General features: G+C 67.8%; 15 protein-coding genes. 1 reads left to right on the forward strand and 14 read right to left on the reverse strand.

Annotated elements, in window-relative coordinates; translation table 11 throughout:
- Positions 1-454 precede the first annotated feature (454 nt).
- Genes ID574_RS52800 through ID574_RS52810 form a run of 3 tightly spaced genes read right to left on the reverse strand, consistent with a single transcriptional unit; the run spans position 455 to position 2,468 of the window.
- Positions 455-1,336 (reverse strand): SAM-dependent methyltransferase, encoded by an 882-nt coding sequence (locus ID574_RS52800; RefSeq protein ID WP_188196669.1) that lies wholly within the window; start codon positions 1,334-1,336, stop codon positions 455-457.
- Complete coding sequence (locus ID574_RS52805; protein ID WP_188196670.1) at positions 1,336-1,797, reverse strand: hypothetical protein; 462 nt, start codon at positions 1,795-1,797, stop codon at positions 1,336-1,338. The genes ID574_RS52800 and ID574_RS52805 overlap by 1 nt, the downstream gene beginning before the upstream one ends.
- The gene (locus ID574_RS52810) at positions 1,794-2,468 is read right to left on the reverse strand and encodes a hypothetical protein (protein ID WP_188196671.1); all 675 of its coding nucleotides are present in this window, start codon (positions 2,466-2,468) and stop codon (positions 1,794-1,796) included. The genes ID574_RS52805 and ID574_RS52810 overlap by 4 nt, the downstream gene beginning before the upstream one ends.
- A 181-nt stretch (positions 2,469-2,649) precedes the next feature.
- On the opposite strand from ID574_RS52810, the gene ID574_RS52815 reads away from it, so the two are divergent.
- Positions 2,650-4,035 (forward strand): NsdA family TPR-like regulatory protein, encoded by a 1,386-nt coding sequence (locus tag ID574_RS52815; RefSeq protein WP_188196672.1) that lies wholly within the window; start codon positions 2,650-2,652, stop codon positions 4,033-4,035.
- A 14-nt stretch (positions 4,036-4,049) separates the two neighbouring features.
- Here the strand turns inward: ID574_RS52815 and ID574_RS52820 are convergent, their stop codons facing one another.
- The 11 genes from ID574_RS52820 to ID574_RS52870 form a co-directional block, all read right to left on the reverse strand.
- Positions 4,050-4,961: a phosphotransferase enzyme family protein gene (locus ID574_RS52820; RefSeq protein ID WP_188196673.1), complete on the reverse strand. Its 912-nt coding sequence runs from the start codon at positions 4,959-4,961 to the stop codon at positions 4,050-4,052.
- Positions 4,962-5,829: 868 nt separating this feature from the next.
- Positions 5,830-5,988, reverse strand: coding sequence for a hypothetical protein (locus tag ID574_RS52825; RefSeq protein WP_188196674.1), 159 nt, complete (start codon positions 5,986-5,988; stop codon positions 5,830-5,832).
- 21 nt (positions 5,989-6,009) lie between these two features.
- Positions 6,010-6,861: a helix-turn-helix domain-containing protein gene (locus tag ID574_RS52830; protein ID WP_188196675.1), complete on the reverse strand. Its 852-nt coding sequence runs from the start codon at positions 6,859-6,861 to the stop codon at positions 6,010-6,012.
- A gap of 175 nt (positions 6,862-7,036) precedes the next feature.
- Positions 7,037-9,373, reverse strand: coding sequence for a DEAD/DEAH box helicase (locus ID574_RS52835; RefSeq protein WP_188196676.1), 2,337 nt, complete (start codon positions 9,371-9,373; stop codon positions 7,037-7,039).
- A 61-nt stretch (positions 9,374-9,434) separates the two neighbouring features.
- On the reverse strand, positions 9,435-10,346 hold the full coding sequence (locus ID574_RS52840; protein ID WP_188196677.1) for an endonuclease/exonuclease/phosphatase family protein: 912 nt from the start codon (positions 10,344-10,346) through the stop codon (positions 9,435-9,437).
- Complete coding sequence (locus tag ID574_RS52845) at positions 10,343-10,858, reverse strand: HAD family hydrolase (protein ID WP_188196678.1); 516 nt, start codon at positions 10,856-10,858, stop codon at positions 10,343-10,345. Before ID574_RS52845 ends, ID574_RS52840 begins: the two co-directional genes overlap by 4 nt.
- Positions 10,859-11,081: 223 nt before the next feature.
- Positions 11,082-11,873, reverse strand: a complete 792-nt coding sequence (locus tag ID574_RS52850) for an ABC transporter permease (RefSeq protein ID WP_223168004.1) — start codon at positions 11,871-11,873, stop codon at positions 11,082-11,084.
- A 41-nt stretch (positions 11,874-11,914) separates the two neighbouring features.
- Entirely contained in the window at positions 11,915-12,703 is a 789-nt protein-coding gene (locus ID574_RS52855; protein WP_223168005.1) for an ABC transporter permease, read from the reverse strand.
- Positions 12,704-12,786: 83 nt separating this feature from the next.
- Entirely contained in the window at positions 12,787-13,878 is a 1,092-nt protein-coding gene (locus ID574_RS52860; RefSeq protein WP_188196681.1) for a methyltransferase, read from the reverse strand.
- A complete protein-coding gene (locus tag ID574_RS52865; RefSeq protein ID WP_223168006.1) occupies positions 13,875-14,966 on the reverse strand; it encodes an ABC transporter substrate-binding protein in 1,092 nt (363 codons plus the stop codon). Before ID574_RS52865 ends, ID574_RS52860 begins: the two co-directional genes overlap by 4 nt.
- Before the next feature lie 127 nt (positions 14,967-15,093).
- On the reverse strand, positions 15,094-16,065 hold the full coding sequence (locus ID574_RS52870; protein WP_188196683.1) for an SAM-dependent methyltransferase: 972 nt from the start codon (positions 16,063-16,065) through the stop codon (positions 15,094-15,096).
- Positions 16,066-16,184: the final 119 nt, after the last annotated feature.

The raw sequence follows: 16,184 nt of genomic DNA on the forward strand, positions 1-16,184 counted from the left end.
CGTTTCCGCGGAAGGGCGGTGCAGGCCGGGGTGCGGGGGCAATGCCTGGCCTGCACCGCCGGTGGCCGCGCGCGGGGGTGACGCGGGCCACCAGGAGGGCGTGAAGCGGAGGCCGTCAGCGGGCGCCGCAGGGAACACGCCCGAGATTCGCGGTGAAGTGCGTGGGGGAAGGCCGCGGCCTCCGCCCAGCAGGTGTGAGGGTGGCGCGGGCTCGGCCGCGGTGCCTTGCGGGGCATGGCCGGCGCCCGCCTCTGGTGCGTACGGTTGCGGCAACAAGAGGACGAGGTGTGGTGCCGGCCTCGCAAGCGAGGGCACGGTGTGTGCTCACCGGATGGGCGCGAGGCCGGCGGCCGGGGCGGGAGTCGGTGTGCGCCCGGCTCACACCACCGTGGGCGTCCGGCGCGGTTCCCTTCCGCGGCAGACGCGACCAGGCCGCGATGCTTCATCACGTTCATCAGGAAGCCTTCAACATGTGGTACCGGCTGGCGGGGCGGAGATCGGCGACCGCGCCCAGAACCTGCACAACGCCTGTCGGCTTCGGGGTCCGGCCGAACGGCGGCCGCCAGGCCGATACCTCGACGAGTTCACCCTCTTCACCCTCGTCGGCGCATGCACCGTGCGGGTAAAGGGTGAGTCCGCTCAGCAGCGCGGCGATCTGCTCGCCGGTACGGAGAACGAGGGGCGTGCGCGAGTTCTCCAACGGGGCCGCCACGGTTTCGGCGATGGAGGCTTCCATCGCGTCTGAGCAGAGGTGCGACACGATGAGGACGCTGCCGGGCGCCACGTGCCGCTGAAGGGTCGCGATGATGTCGGCCGGGTCGTCGGCGTCGGCGACGAAATGCAGGATCCCGACGAGGCTTACGACCACTGGCCTGCTGAAGTCGATCCATCGGGCTGCCCCTGCGAGGACACGTGGAAGATCTCTCACGTCATCCTGGACGACGCCGACGTTGGCTTGGACGCGGGCGAGCAGCGCGCGCGCGTGAGCGACAACCACGTCGTCGTGATCGACGTACACCACCTGTGCGTCGGGCTGCACCGCCTGCACGGCTTCATGGACGTTCGGCTGGGAGGGAAACCCGGTGCCAAGCTCGAGAAACTGAGTGTGGCCGCGCTCGGCCGCCCACGTGGCCGCTCGGATGAGGAACTCCCGGTCGGCGCGGGCGGCATCGTGCGTGCCAGGCGCTGCTGTCTCCATCGCCTCAGCCGCTTGGCAGTCGATGAGGTAGTGATCTTTTCCGCCGAGGAGGCAGTCGTGGACACGGGCGGCGTTCGGCCTGTAGGAGTCCACCTCTGGGAGGGCGGGCGGCTCTGCCCACATGATTCCTGCCGTCATCAGAGCCTCAGAGCGGCAGGCGATGGGTGCAAGGAGGCGGTGCCGTCGCCGGCGGAACCGCGGTAGGCGGCCCGGCTCAGCGCGTCCCTGCGGGGCGATGACGTCGCCGCGCAGAGCAGCGTGATGGCGAGCTGGGTGAGGCGAACAGCCCACACCATGCGCGGCAGCAGACGCCGGATACGGTGTGGCCAGCAGGAGACCCTTTCGCGGCTTGCCGACGCGAAGCCGCCGTAGCCGGCGGGCGCGATCGTCGTCATCCCGGCAACGTGCGGGCTGGGGCCGCCGCATACCAGCAGGTCGACCCCGGAGCCGTGCGAGAAGAGGAAGTTGGCGACGACGGCTGCGTCGATGGCCAGTTCGCCGCCGCTGGCGTGCGCTCGCGGGATCTGCAGCGTGTTATGCGGTAACCGGCGGCCGTGGCTCATCAGGCGTGCCACGATGCCGAATGGGTGGAATTTCATCGAATCTCCCGATCCGATCCAGGCGTGCCCATGCCGCCACTGGCGGCGTAGGACGCTGTCGGGCGTGTGCGGAGGGCCGCTCGTAAGGGCTGGAGTTGACCCTGCTGTTCGCGAGGGGACGGCATGCCGCCGTTGAGAAGGCGGCGCACCTCCTGCGCCGAAGGCAGGGTCGCCGCATTAACCGGGGTGGCGGGCACCACCCAGCTGGCCTTCGGCGGACCCGATGGTCGGACAGTGGGTACCGGCAGCGCGAGCCATGTGTCCGCCGTGCCGGCTGGTTGCTCGGGTCGTGTGAGGACTAGCAGGTCGTTGTCGGCGTACAGCATCGGCGCGCCGGGCGGCATCTTCGCCTGATCCCACGCGCCGAGAAGACGGCGGCCGTCGTCTTCGGAGATGTGCATGATGTCGAAGGCGACGCCGATCTGCGCGAGCACGGTGGCGTGGGGATGAAGGACCCATCGCATGCGCAGCACCACGGGGTCGGTGCTGGGCGCCTGCTGCCAGTGCGGGTGGCGACCGGGCGTGCCGCAGAGCGTGTCCCCGCAGGAGCATCCGCTTGCGGTGATGTGGGCACCCGCCGCAATCGGCCAGCCCAGCGAGGCATACAGCAACGCGGTCGTCAGCGGCGTTCGCGCCATCGGCCGCGTTGTGCCTTTCGGCAAGCTGTCCATGACCTCTACCTAAGCTCGGAGATCATGGCCGCAACAGTGTTCAAATGGGGTTCACTTCGCGCTGGGGGTTCAAAAGGGGTTCACTTCGTTGATTTTGTTTTCGGCGCACCCTTTTAGGGCACACATCGTGCCCTTACGCTCTGTAAAGGATTGCAGCCGACGTATGCCGCGGAGGCTCTTCATGAGCGCGATGGTGAATAGGGAATTGGCCGACCTTATGGCCGAGGCGGGCATGTCCAATAAAAAGCTCGCGGGAAAGCTGCGCGAACTCGCGTTGTTGCGCGGACTGCCCAGCTCATACACGCACGTGTATGTGGCCCGCTGGCTGGAGGGCATGCGCCCCCGGGGGGAGACGCCGCACCTTATCGCCTCTGTGCTCGGCCGCGAGCTCGGCCGAGTGGTCACGCTGGACGACATCGGCATGACCTCCACCGGGGCGCACCTTGGCCCCGGGTTCGGGCTTGACTTCTCCACCGCGCCGCCCACGATTTTGCGCACCACCCGGAAGCTCTGGGAAGCGGACCTGGCACGCGACCAGTTGCTGCGTTTGGACGACGTGCCGGCGAAGACGCTCCTGTCTCCGATGGGGTTGTGGCTGATCGCCGTTCCTCCCAAGCCGCCGCGGCGCAGCGGACGAGCTCGGAAGGTCACCGAGGCGGACGTGGAGCGGGTGCGGTTGACCACGCACCTGTTCGAGGATCTTGACCATCGCTTCGGAGGCGAGTACCGCCGCCAGACGGCGGTGCAGTATCTCCATCGCGAAGTTAGCGAGCTGCTGCACGGCCAGTACGTCGCAGCGGTGGGGCGGGAGCTGTTCGCCGCCGCCGCCGTGATGACGTACAAGGTCGGCGCTATGGCCTACGACTCGGGGCTGCACGGCCTGGCGCGCCGCTACTTCATGCAGGCGTTGAACCTGGCCCACGCCGCCGGCGATCCCGCTCTGGCCGGCAAAGTGTGGGCGCTGATGAGCCACCAGGCCAACTTCTTGGGCGAGTACGGCGAAGCGGTCGCGTTCGCTCGCGCGGCCAAACTCGGCGCCGAGGGCGCGGCAACGCCGGTCGTGCACGCCATGTACTGCGCAATGGAGGCGCGTGCGCTGGCTAGCCTCGGTGACCGGCGCAACGCCATTGCCGCGCTGCGGGAGGCCGAACGCTCCTTCGGCAAGGGGCGGTCTGAGGCTGAACCTGACTGGATCGCCTACTTCGACCGGGCCGAATTGTGTGACGAGTTCGGGCATTCCTTCGCCGCCCTCGGGGACAAGGGCAACGCCATCGAGTTCGCCCAGCTCACGCTGGACGAATCCAGCGACCGCTTCCCCCGATCCCGGGTGTTCGCGCAGCTGACGCTCGCTGGCGCCCACCTGGCCGGCAAGCCGCTTCAAAAGGAGGTGGAACAAGCCTGCCTGGTCGCCGGTGCTGCGATCGAACGCGCCGGGCGGATCAGATCAGCCCGAGTACGCGAGTACATCACGCGGTTCAACCGCAGCTTGACGCCGTACGAGAAGGCACGGGCAGTCGGCGACTTCCGCGAGCAGTGGCGTGATGTGCTGCGGCGGTGCGTGGCTTGATGCGACCGGTCAGGTTACGTTCCGGGCGTCCAGGTGCGGGCGACGCTCGGATCGCGCAAGGTGGCGATGCGCAGGCGAACCTCGGGAAGCAGACGGGGTTCGCGGCCAGTGCGGCCTGCCAGCCACGTCGTCATCCGCAGCTGGCGCACCCGGGCCAGGGTCGCGAATCCGTCCCATGTGGTGACGTCCCAGCCGTAGGCGGCCGTGAACGCGGCGACCTCATCTGCCGTGTACCAGCCGATTCGGTGGTACACGGCGGGTATGATCGCGTCCCATTCCGGCGGGCCGACGCTGAACCGCTCAAGGTCGAGCATCAGCGTGGTGCCGTTCGCGTCCCGCACGAGGTTCTTGCGGTGTGGGTCGCCATGGATGGCCTTGGCGGGGTGGTGGAAGCGAAGCCGCGCGTAGGCCGCTTTCAGCTCTGCGATCAGGTCGAGAAGAAAGTGGCGGTCGGCCTCGCTGAGGTTGACGGCCTGGTCGACGTGCGCTTGCTGACGGATGAACGGATTGAATGGGGGCAGCATGCCGTCCGGCGGCGGCGGCAGCGCGTGCAGGCGGCGCAGCAGCGCCCCCATCTCCCGTGTGGACGCCTGCTGTGCGGACGGGATCTCCTCCCAGAAGGTGATGATGCGGCCATCGGCGGTCACCGGCTGGCCGGGCACGGCCGCGACTCGCACCGCGGGCACCCCCTGGGCGGCCAGCCACGCCGAGACACGCAGCTCCCGTTTGACACGGTCCAGGGCCGCGCTCCCCCAGGCGACCCGGGCGACAACGTGTTCGCTGGGCAGGAGGAAGGTCGCGTTATCGCCTACGGGGCCCAGACGGGTCGCGCCGGAACGGTTCAGCCCCAGGTCGGCGCATGCCAGGGTCAATGCGTGAAGAGCGGCTTCTGCGTTGAACGACTGAGTGCCTCCCGCAGCCGTCATGGGCGCCGCCGGGCGTTCTCGCGATGAGTCATCGCCGTCAGAATATGAGGCAATCGGTTTCCGTCATAGGGGCTCCAGGTGCAAACGTTCAGGCACCATGCGGATACACGTGCCGACGGCCTCGGCAACCTCGCCGCCCCAGTACATCCTCACCGTGCCAGGGTGCCTCCTACAGGACCTGGCCGACGACTTCGACCACTCCCCCACCCTCGTACCCACCGGCGTCGACGACGGCGCGGAGGAGGTTCCGTGGCCTGTCGAAACGCTGCCTGTGGATCAATTCGGATCCCCTCGCCCCGGTCCGCTCATATAGGGATTAGACCCCCGTAGCGCGGGCACGCGCCAATGGCTCGCGGCCACTTCACCGGCGAGGCTGGTTCCAGGTCGGCCGCCGTCACGCCGCGCACCAGGGCCGACATGCTCGTCGCGTGTGAGCGCTCCACGATCCTCTGCTGGCACAGTTGACCGTCCAGCACTTGCGCAGCTGGCTGGACGTCTTCACCTCCGGTACCGCGACCAGCGACATCCAGCACGCCATCAACCACCGTATCGACGGCTCCCAGGATCCGCACACGGGCCAGCCGCGTTGGCTGCCGGCGTGGCTGCGATCCCGGCTGGCCCACTGGCTTACCGCGGACGCCAGCAGCTCGCGCCGTGGCCGTCGCAGGCCCGAGCCCAGGCAGCCGCCCGCGACCAGGCCGAGCAGCAGCGCCGCCGCGCGGCCCGCCAGCACGCCTCGCGAGCCGTACCGACGCCGCCGTGGTTCCACCCACGCGCCCCCTCCTCTCTTTCTTGGGCCACGATGGGCAACTGGTCGATGATGGTTGTTGGCGAGTTCGTCACGCGGGATAGCCACGCCGCCCTTTTCTTAGGCCGGCTCGGCGATCTCCTCGTCGATGTCCACCGTGGTGACGCGTCCGCCGTCGCGGCGGCCAACATCGATCTGATGGGGGCCATGGTCCTGGTGCTCGGCGCCCCGCACCCCGGCGAAGTCGTGCAGGACAGCCCTGGATAACAGCGATGCCACGACGATCGTCCGCGGGCATGGTCACGCGAGCGAGCCGACCAGCAAAGTCTTGATCAAGGAGGCGGACTCACTGGGCGACAGGGCTATGTCTTGAAGAAAGCTGAAGACTCGGCCATAGCCGGCGGTCTTACCAGGGTCGTCGAGCAGGCAGGAGTCGTTGAAAAGCTCAAGATAGACGACCTTAGGTTCGTCCGGATCGGGGAAGCCGAGCAGGGTGAATGCCCGCCCCTCGGCGGCATGATGGCCGACGCTCGTCTCGAGGACTTGGAGGCGAACACCAGGTCGTGCACCCATGTCGAGCAGGTGTTGGAGCTGCTCCCGCATCACCCCGGAGGTGCCGACAGGCCTGTGCAGCACACCCTCTTCAAGGAGCACGTGAAGCTGGCGCGGCCGGTCTCCCGTCACGATCGATTGGCGATGATGACGCAAAGCAGCTCGCTGGTCCTCTACCGCGGGGGGCGCCCCGGCATCTATCACGGCATGCATGTACGCCTCGGATTGCAGAAGTGCGGGCATCAAGAAGGGCTGATAGTCGCAAATGATCGCAGCTTCCTTTTCGAGGCTGAGGAAGAACTCGTCCCCTTCGGCTATGACATCCGCGTACGTGTGCCACCAGCCGCTCTTGTCGCGGCTTTGCCGCACCAGCGCGAGCAACGCCGCACCGCGCGCGCCAGTCACCCCGTACAGGCCGAGCATGGCGTGAAGGTCGCGCGGGTGGACGGCCACGTGGCCGTTCTCGATACGGCATACCTTCGCCGACGAGCACTCCAGATGTCCGGCGGTCGCCTCAATGGTCTTCCCACTGGCTTCTCGCAACCTTCGTAACTCCGCACCGAGCTGGCGGCGATGGGCGGCTTGCCTGTCCGTAGCCATGCGATCGGCCTTTCGGTCGACTACTCGTGCAGATCAAGCTGTCTCCGGTGACAGTGGCCACGGGCCAAGAGGTCGCCCACTCAGCGCCAGGGCCTCGCAACTGGTGATCAAGGGTTGGGGTTCGGCGGGGGGAATCCCTGCCCGGCAGCTCATGACCGCGCGGCCCGGCGCGTCATCAGAACCGCCGAGGAGGTAGTCGGACGCCAGCGGCACGGAGTGCCTTGGCGCGGTGAGGCAGCATCTCGCCTCGGCGGTAGCGGGCCTTCTCCTGGGAGAGCCACCGGCCGAGGGTGAGTTTCTCGGGGGGCGGGGTGACGTACTTCTGCGGCACTTCGACACTGCCGTTGTGGGTGCGTTTGTAGACGTGCAGCGCATGCAGGTAGCGGTTGAAGCGGTGCTCCAGGGCGTCCCAGATGAAGCCGCGCTGTTCGAGTTCCTTGATCTCTTCCTTAGTCAGGGTGCCTTCTCGCCAGCGCCGCCGCATGCCGGCGACCTTGCGGCCCAGCTTGCGAGGATTGGGGCCGGGGGTGACGTACTGCTGAGGGACGTCCAGGTCGCCGTGCGTTTTGCGGTAGGCGTCCAGGTCGGCGAGGAATTGGGCTCGCTCGGTGTCCGGGACGTGCCAGACCATGCCGAGAGCGGTCAGCTTGGCGGCGAAGCCGGGATCAAGGGTTCCGTTGAGGTAGCGGACACGGGTGTTGCTGACGACGGAGCCGAGCGGGTATGGAGGATCGTCATCGGTGGTATAATCGCTGGGCACGAGCAGGTCGCCGTGCTTTTGGTGGTACTTGGCGCACTCGGCGATGACGCGCTGCCGGTTGTGCTCGCGAACATCCCACACCATGCCGAGGGCGTCCATGCGGGCGATCCACGCGGGCGCGAGGCTGCCGGCCTTCTTGTAGGTGCGCAGGTGATGAAGCCAGTTCGCGAGTTTCAGCCCTGACGGCGTCTGCCAACCGTCCGGTACGAGCAGGTCGCCGAATTCGGCGCTGTATGCCTGTGCGGCGCCGTAGTACTCCTCCCAGGAGTGGGTGCTGGCGCGGACGGTGCGGACGGTGATCGCGTTGGCGAAGCCGGGCGGGACGGGCACGCCGGTGATGCGCAGCCAGTCGGGCAGTGGCCATTCGGAGGAGTCGGTGGCATCGGTGCGGGCGGAGCCGGTGCCCAGGCGGCGGCGGAGCGTGCTGAGGTGGGTAGCGAGGTCGTCGTCGTGGGTGGCCAGGGCGCGGACCACCTGCCAAACCGAGGCATAAGCGGAGGTGTCCAGGGCGGTTTCTGGGTCCTCGCCGGGGCCCAGGATAACCGGGACGATGATGGAAGCGGTCTTGGGGCCGGGCTGGGTGCCTCGCCGGAGCGCCCGCCCGATGGCCTGGATGGTGTCGATCGGGGAGGTGCGGGCGTCGATGAACGCCACGCCATCGACGGCCGGCACGTCGATGCCCTCGCCGAGCACACGCGCGTTGGCCACGACGACCAGCTCGTCGTCGTCGGAGCGTAACCGATCGAGGATGGTACGGCGCTGTGCGAGCGGCTGACCGCCGTGCACATGCCCGGTCCACAAGCGGGCCGGGCGTTGGCCCGGGTCGAGCAAGGTGGCAGCGTGGCGGAGGGTTGCGGCGAACCATTCGGCGCTGCCTACCCGGTTGTGGAAGGTGATCAAGCGGCGGATGCCGTACTCCTCAGCGGCGCGCAGCACAGCGATCTGCGTGGCAAGCATGGTCGCCGCGATCGCCGACCGCCCGCTCTGGTAGAACTCAGCCGGCTGCGGGGCGCGGGCGGCGGTGCGGAGCTGCTCGTTGGTGACTACCGGTACGACGGTTTGGTAGCCGGCAAGCAGCCCCAGTTTCCGGGCGGCGGCGAAGCCTAGGCGGTGCGCCACCTCGCCGAAGATCTTCGCATCGTCCATACTGACGATGTCGTCGCCGCCCAGGATCACCTTCGGGGTGGCAGTCAGGTACAGCCGCCGATCGGCCGGCAGGTGGGCGTTACCGTGGACGATGGTCCACGCCTTGCCAAGGCTGCCGGCACTCCTGTGCGCCTCATCGACGATGATCAAATGCCACATGGGCAGGCCATTCTCATGAGCGGCAGCGATCACCGAAAGGCTGTGGTAGGTACTGACCACAGTCACCCCGCCCGGGCCAGCGGCCAGCTGAGCCAGCTCGGCGGCGTCGGAAGTGACGGCCGCGTGCTGCTGGTGGAGCTCGCCCGCATGCTCATCCAGCACCCTCTGGTCGGAGCAGACGGCAATGATGCGGCCCAAGGCCGCATCACCGAGGACCGCGCGCCACTCGCGGATGGTCTGAGTGAGCAGCTCCAGGAAAGGCGCCACGATCAAGACCCGGCTTCCGCCGGTGCGGGGCAGCAGGCGTTCGGCGGTGGCAGCGCCGATGCGAGTCTTGCCGGTCCCACAGGCCATGACCGTGGTGGCCCGCTCGGCGCGGGTGAGCGCGGCCACTGTGGCATCGACAGCGTCACGCTGATGCGGCCGCAGCTTCTGCTGGTCACTCATGGACGAGTTCATGCCTTCCGTGGCGGAGGGTGGACGTGGTGGTAGCAGCGCGGCCAGTCGCTTATCCGCCGCCGACCGGCGGTGTAGGCGCCCGATCGAGGGAAGGAGCCAGCGCCGCCAGGTTCAGGCGTACGGAAACCCGTTTGTGGTCGCTGGCCCGGGCGCCGATCGAGCTGTCGTCGACGTCGTAGGAGCTGGCGACGACAGCGGGGGCAAGGCCGCGACTGACGAGAATATGATCGATGCGGGCTCCTTGGCCGTTATCGACCTCGGGCTGGACGGTGGGCCGCATGTCGCCGGCCAGACATCCCACATTCACCCATCCGGCCTCGGCGAGCACCGTGCCCGCGCGCCGGTCGCTGACCCACTCCCCCGCGGCACGATCTCCCGGGCCGAGAGTCTTGTGCCCGCGGGCATGGTCGGGCAGCGCCGTCCAGTCCGGCTCGAGCTCATCGTGGCGGGGGCAGTCAGGCCACAGCGAGTTGAAGTCGCCAGCCAGGACGGAAAACTCCCCGGAGGCGGCGTAGCGGCTGTACCGCTTCGCCTCGCTCATCCGGGCGTCACCGTCGTGGTAGGCCATGTGGACACTGCACAGCTTCAGCACCCGCTCGCCTAGGGCGGGATGCCCGGCATGTACCCACCCTTCCTGATCGTGGTACACGCCTGGGCTGTGGCGGTGGAAGTGCCGCAGCGGCACAAACGGCGGGCAGCGCAGGTAGACGACCTGGTACAGCAACCCGTGAACTGGCGGCATCAAGAAACCGGTCAGGCCGCCCAGCAGTTGCCCGGCGTAGTGCATGAGCTCGGCGCCGTCGTCACCGAACCGGTATCCCTCCTGGAGGAACACGACGTCGGGCGGGAACGGGAGCGCGGCCGCCAGGCCAGCGAGCAGATCCAGCCGCTGGAAACTTCGAGTCATGCGGTCGTAGCCGCCGTCGCGGAAGTTGATGTCCATCAAGGTGATCTCGATCATGGCGTCGCCTGCCGGGCCAGCAGCGTCGGCAACTCGCGAACATGGCCGATCACGACGGCCCCGTCGGGCAGAAGTTCACCCGGCCGCAACCCGCCCGGCCGGACCAGCGCCGCCGCACCGGCTCCGCTGTCCAGCGGGGCAGCCACGTCATAGTCGAGCCGGTCACCGACGAACATCATCCGGTCGGCGCTGCAATCGGCGATGGCGGACACCACACGGTAGAAGCGCGGGTCCGGTTTGCGGACGCCCAGCCAGTACGACAACGCGGCCCCGGCGAACAGGCTGTCGAGCCCGGCGTCGGCCAGCGCCGGCCAGCGAGGCTCTCCCGGGAGTGTGTTGGAAGCCAGCACCAGCCGCTTGCCCATCCGGTGCAGTTCGCGCAGGGCGCCCGCAGCTCCCGGGTCAACCGGCTTCTCCCCGAGTCGGTGATCGATCTGGTTCCCTGAAATTGTGCCGCCGTAGTCGAACGCGACGACCTCGATGTCAGCAAATCTCATCGGCTTCTCCAGCATGGGTGACAGCGAGCAGGCGCCGAATGCCTGCTCGGTGAGAGCGCCTCCGGCGGCCACCGGCCACCACCACAAAGCTGATCATGTGATCTCACGCCGCTGAAGGCGGGCGCGAGGTGGGTCCCCGGCGGCGAATCGCCGAGCCTGCTTGCGAGAACGTGCGAGATCGCGGCGAGGCGATGGCTGACGATCGACGGCATGGCCAACAACATGGTGCGAGAGCTCCTCACTGTTGCCAGGCCAGGACGTGGCCGCGCGGCCGCGCGGCTTGGCCTGAGCGGAGAAGGCGGCGTTGAACGAACAGGAAGACGCCGTTGGCGGCGATGCCCGCGATGCCGAGCAGGACGATCACTGCCCACATGGCCGGCACATCCACACTGCCGGCGGCGTTTTGGAGCCGGTAGCCGAGCCCATCGGTGCTGGCCGTCAGCTCGGATACCACCATCATGATTAGCGCCAGGGAGACGCTCAGCCGCAGCCCGGCCAGAATCTTCGGCGCTGCGGCGGGCACGATCACGTATAGGAGCCGCCGCGCGCGGCCAAGCTGGAAGACGCTGGCGGTGTCAAGGTAGGCGTGATGGACGTGCCGGACGCCATCCGCAGTGTTGATCAGGATGGGCCAGATGACGCCGGCCAGGATGGTGGCGAGCTGCGTGGGCGTGCCGATCGGCAACGTGGCGAGAAACAGCGGCAGCAGCGCAGGCGGCGGGATGGCACGGCCGATGTGCAGGAGCGGGTCGGCCAGCGCAGCAAGGATGGGCAGGCGGCCGAGTGCGAGGCCCGTTGCCAGCCCGAGGGCAGCGGCCAGCGTCCAGCCGACCACTAGGCGGGTCAGGCTGGGCAGCAGGTCCTCTACTGCCTCGGCGGTAAGGAAGAGGTGCGCAGGCGGGCCGCTGAACCACAAATGGTAGGCGCGGGCGGCAATGCTGGTGGGCGGCGGGAAGTAGAGGAGGCCGAACGCGCGGGCGGCGCACTCCCAGAGCAGCAGCGCGGCCGGGGCGGGCAGCGCAGTCGCCAAGCGGCGCAGCTGGTAACGCGGTCGCTGAGGTCGAGGGACGGTCATCGGGACGCTCCAGCGGTGTGCCGATACCAGGCGAACAGGCGGTGTTCGGCGGCGGTGCATAGAGCCGTGGCGGCCAGGCCGAGCAGTCCGGCGGCGAGCGTGGCGGCTAGCGCGCGCTCGGGCTGGCCGATGCTGTGAGCAGCGACGATGTAGGTGCCGATGCCGGGTGAGCTGCCGCTGATCACCTCGACGCTGATGGACACGATGAGTGCGACCGCGATGGCCAGGCGGAAGCCGGTGGCGATGTGGGGCGCGGTGCTGGGCAGGCTGACCCGTATCAGGACCTGCAGGGGGCTGAAGCCGTAGGCGCGCAGGGTGTCCTTGGCCAGCGGATCCGTCTCCAGTATCCCGTACAGGGTGGTGATCAGCAGGGGCCAAGAACAGCTGTAGGCGATCAGCGCGGTCTTGGCGGCGCTCGGGTCGCCGAGCAGCGCCCAGGCGAGCGGGATCAGCACCAGCGAGGGGATCGCCCGCAGGAACTCGATGACCGGCCGTACCGCCCGCTCAGTGCCGGGCAGCGCGCCGAGCAGCAGTCCTGCGGGCACGGCCATGATCATCGCGGCGTGCAGGCCGAGACCGCAGGCGGCGAGCGTAGCGCTCACATGCATGGCGAACTCGGCGTCGGCCGCGAGCTGAACCGCGGCGACGGCGACGCTGGACGGCGACGGCAGCACCCGGAACTCGGGCGGGCCGAGCCGGTGCGCGAGTTCGGCGGCGGCGCCGCTGATGCCCAGCCCTGCCGCGCCGAGCAGGGCGCGACGCCGCCACGTCAGTGCTGTGACCACCTTGGTCATCTCCGGAGATACGTGTCTGCTGGGAATGGGCCGGGGCGCTTGGCGCAAGAGGCCAACCGCCCAGCCCGGGACGGTCAGGAGATCAGGCCCATGCCGCTGGGTTGAGCGATCATGAGGGTGTGATCGTTCGGCAGAGGCTCGGTGCCGACGATGTCGAGCCCGGCCAGCCGCATCAGCTCCCGGTACTGCTCCAGCGTTCTCTCTTGTCCGCCGGCGAACAGGCTCATCATGCGCATGTCGAGATCGACGGCGCTGCTGTAGACGCCCGGCTCACCCAGCAGCGCCTCGATGCACCACAGGCGGGCGGCCGTCCCAGCCTTTTCCAGAGCCTCGCGGATGTGGGACAGCAGCACCCGGTTGTCGGCCGTGGCATGGTTGTGGACGACCGACGACAGGATGATCACATCAGCGGATGGGCAGGCGTCGTTGAACATGTCGGCGGGGATGATCCGGACCCGGTCGTCCAGCCCTTGTTCGGCAAGGTGGAGTTCGGCGTGCTCGGTGACGCTGGGCCTTTCCACGAGGACCCCATTCAGGTGCTCATGGGCGTGCAGGATCTTGGCGAGCATGTCGCCGGTCCCGCCGCCGACGTCGACCACCGTGCGCACGCCGCTGTAGTCGCGCTCAGCCAGCGCGCGGCCGATGGCGAGACTTCGACCGGCCATGAACATGTCGAACATCGTCGCGAGCCTCGGATCGCCGGCCAGGATCGGGTAAGGGGTGGCATGGCCCTGCAAGACCGCGGGACGTCCGGTGCGGATCGTCTCAGGCAGCCGCTCGCCGGCCTCCTGCCACAGCGGCGCCATGGTCACGCCGACTGCGGCCCACATCGAGCCTTCGCCGGGCAGCAGCGCTCGGCCCAGCGCGGTCAGCCCATAGTGCCCCTGCTCATCGACGCCCACGAGGCCGTAGGCATGCACCGCGTTCAAAAACCTCCGCATCATCGACCGGTTGGCCTGGCATGCGGCCGCAATGTCGTCGCTGGACAGGGAGCCGTCCTTGAGGAAGGTGGCAATGCCCAAGGTGACGAACGCCCACAAGGTCTTCAACCGGATGTCGGCTCCGGTGATCATCGCCTGGAGTGCCTGCTGCGGGCTCATCGCCCGCTGCCCGGCGTCAGGCGAGCCGGCAGCGAACACGTCGCTGAGATCGTGATAGTCGGTCATGGCGTGGACCCGGGAGAAGAGGAGACGGTGGGCGAGGCTGAGAGGGAGGGATCCCAGATGAGATCGGCGGCGTCGATCGGCTTGGTCAGGTACGGGTCTTTCGCGCCTTTGGACAGCTCCAGCATGGCGTCGCCGACCCGCTGCAGGCGAGTGGGGTTGAGCGTGATCGGGAACTGGCCAAGCGTGATCGAACTGGCCGTCGCCGCGTCGATGTGGTTCGCGTAGGTGGGCAGGATCTTCTTGACCGTACTGTCGTCCAGGGCGGCCAGCTCTTGCCCGCGGGCAAGAGCACGCTGGAAGCGCACGACGAGATCAGGACGCTGGGCCGCCCATTTCGCCGAGACTGCCCAGCCAGCGACCGGCCATTGATTGGTCGGCCCCGTAGCCACATCAGCCAGCGTGCGACCGTTGAATTCCTTTTTGAAGTACGTAATCGACGGCTCGGTGAACCATCCCACGTCCACGCGGCCGTTTTGGACGGCCGCAGCCATCTCCGGCAGCGGAATCTTCACGAATGTGATGTCGTCCGCACTGACTCCGGCAACCTGGAGCGTGCGCTCCGTGGTGAGCGTGGAGACGCTTTTGAGGGTCGCCACGCCGACCGTTACCTTCTCGCCGCTGCCGTTCCACTTCAGATCCGCCAGGCTCTGGAGCGGCGAATCCCGGCGGACCATGAGCAGGAAGGTGTTCTCGGTGGCCGCGTAGGCGTCGGCGATCAGGCGGGCCAGGCCGGGCTGCGCGGCCTCGGTGGCGTAAGCCGTGACGTAGTTCCAGAGCGATACGTGGAGGTTGCCGTTTTGCAGGCCCGGGATCGCATCGGACGCGCCGTGGATAGGGGCCCACTGGATCTTCAGGCCTTCGGCCGCGAAGTAGCCGCAATGCTCAGCCAGCTTGGCCGGGGCGACGTCCGGGATGGGAATGATGGCCACCTGGACGGTTTCCAGCTTTGTCGCTGCAGCCGTGGACGGTGGTGCTGCGGTAGCGATGCCGGAGCCGCATATGCCCGGCGCCGCAGTCTTCGGAGGCGGCGCACACGCCACCAGAAGCACGCTCAGTATTGAGATTGCTGCTAAGCGTAACCGTTTCATGGATGTCCAAAGGAGGGAAGGTGAAGGAAACAAACCGCCAGCTGAGAGCTCAGGCCTCAGCCGAGACGGACAACGGTGCTGCTACGTCCAGCAGCACCAGGCGCACATGGGCAAACCGGGGCCCTGATCAACTTTCCGATCGTCGTGCGACGCCGCACAGTGTGAGCCGGTCCTGCAACGCGATGCCGTCCTCAAGCTGCTTCCACTGCGACAGATAGACCAGGTCCGGCTCCTTGTCGGGGGACGGCTCAAGGTCGGGGTCGACCAGCACGAGCCCGTCGAAGAACCTCCGGATCTGCTCGCGCGAGCGCGGCACCAGGTTGGCGTTCGCATTCCGTCTGGCGTAGATGTCCCGGCCCTTCTGAGCCGCATCGGTGTCCAGAACATGCGAGACGGCGAGATAGGACCCGGCAGGACATGCGTCCATGAGCGTGTTGCCCACCGCGTATGCCTGCTCATCCTCGAGGAAATGCAAGACCGCGAATGCGAGCACTGCAGTCGGCTTGGTGAAATCGATGAGAGCGCGCACCTCCGGGTGTTCGAGGATCGTCCCGGGCTCGCGCAGATCCGCGCGGACCACCACGGTGTTCGGGTTGGTCGCAAGTAATGCGCGCCCGTGGCACAGTACGACGGGGTCGTAGTCAATGTAGACAACACGCGCGTCCGCAACCGCAGCCTGCGCGACCTGGTGCACGTTCTCCTGCGTCGGCAAGCCCGAGCCTAGGTCGATGAACTGTCGGATCCCTTGTTTGACCAGATAGCGCACCACTCGGCCCAGAAGCTCTCGGTTGGCGCGCGTGGTGTCCCGCACTTCCGGGGTCTGTTCCAGAATCTCGTCAGCGACCGCCCTGTCGGCCTCGAAATTATCGCGGCCACCCAGGAAGTAGTCGTACACCCGAGCTACGTTCGGCCTGTTCGGGTCGATGCCGGATGGAACGGTGACGTTGTCCTGCAGTCCCGTGGAGCCACCGCCTGGTATGTCGACAGCAGGACTGTCCTCCTGCGCGGTCACTGATGCGGCGTGCTTGGGGCCTCCGACGGCCGCCAGCGTTTCACGCGCTGTAGAGGGCGTGCTGTCCTTCGGCGAGCGGCGATTCATGCCTCCTACCTAAGCCCGCTCAGCACCACCGCAACAGTGTTCAAAAGGGGTTCACTTTCTCCGATGGATTCAAAGAGGGTTCACAACGCCACACCGCCACCGTCTACGGCTCTGATCTT

It is taken from the genome of Nonomuraea sp. SYSU D8015, from assembly GCF_008065375.1.
Taxonomy (GTDB): domain Bacteria; phylum Actinomycetota; class Actinomycetes; order Streptosporangiales; family Streptosporangiaceae; genus Nonomuraea.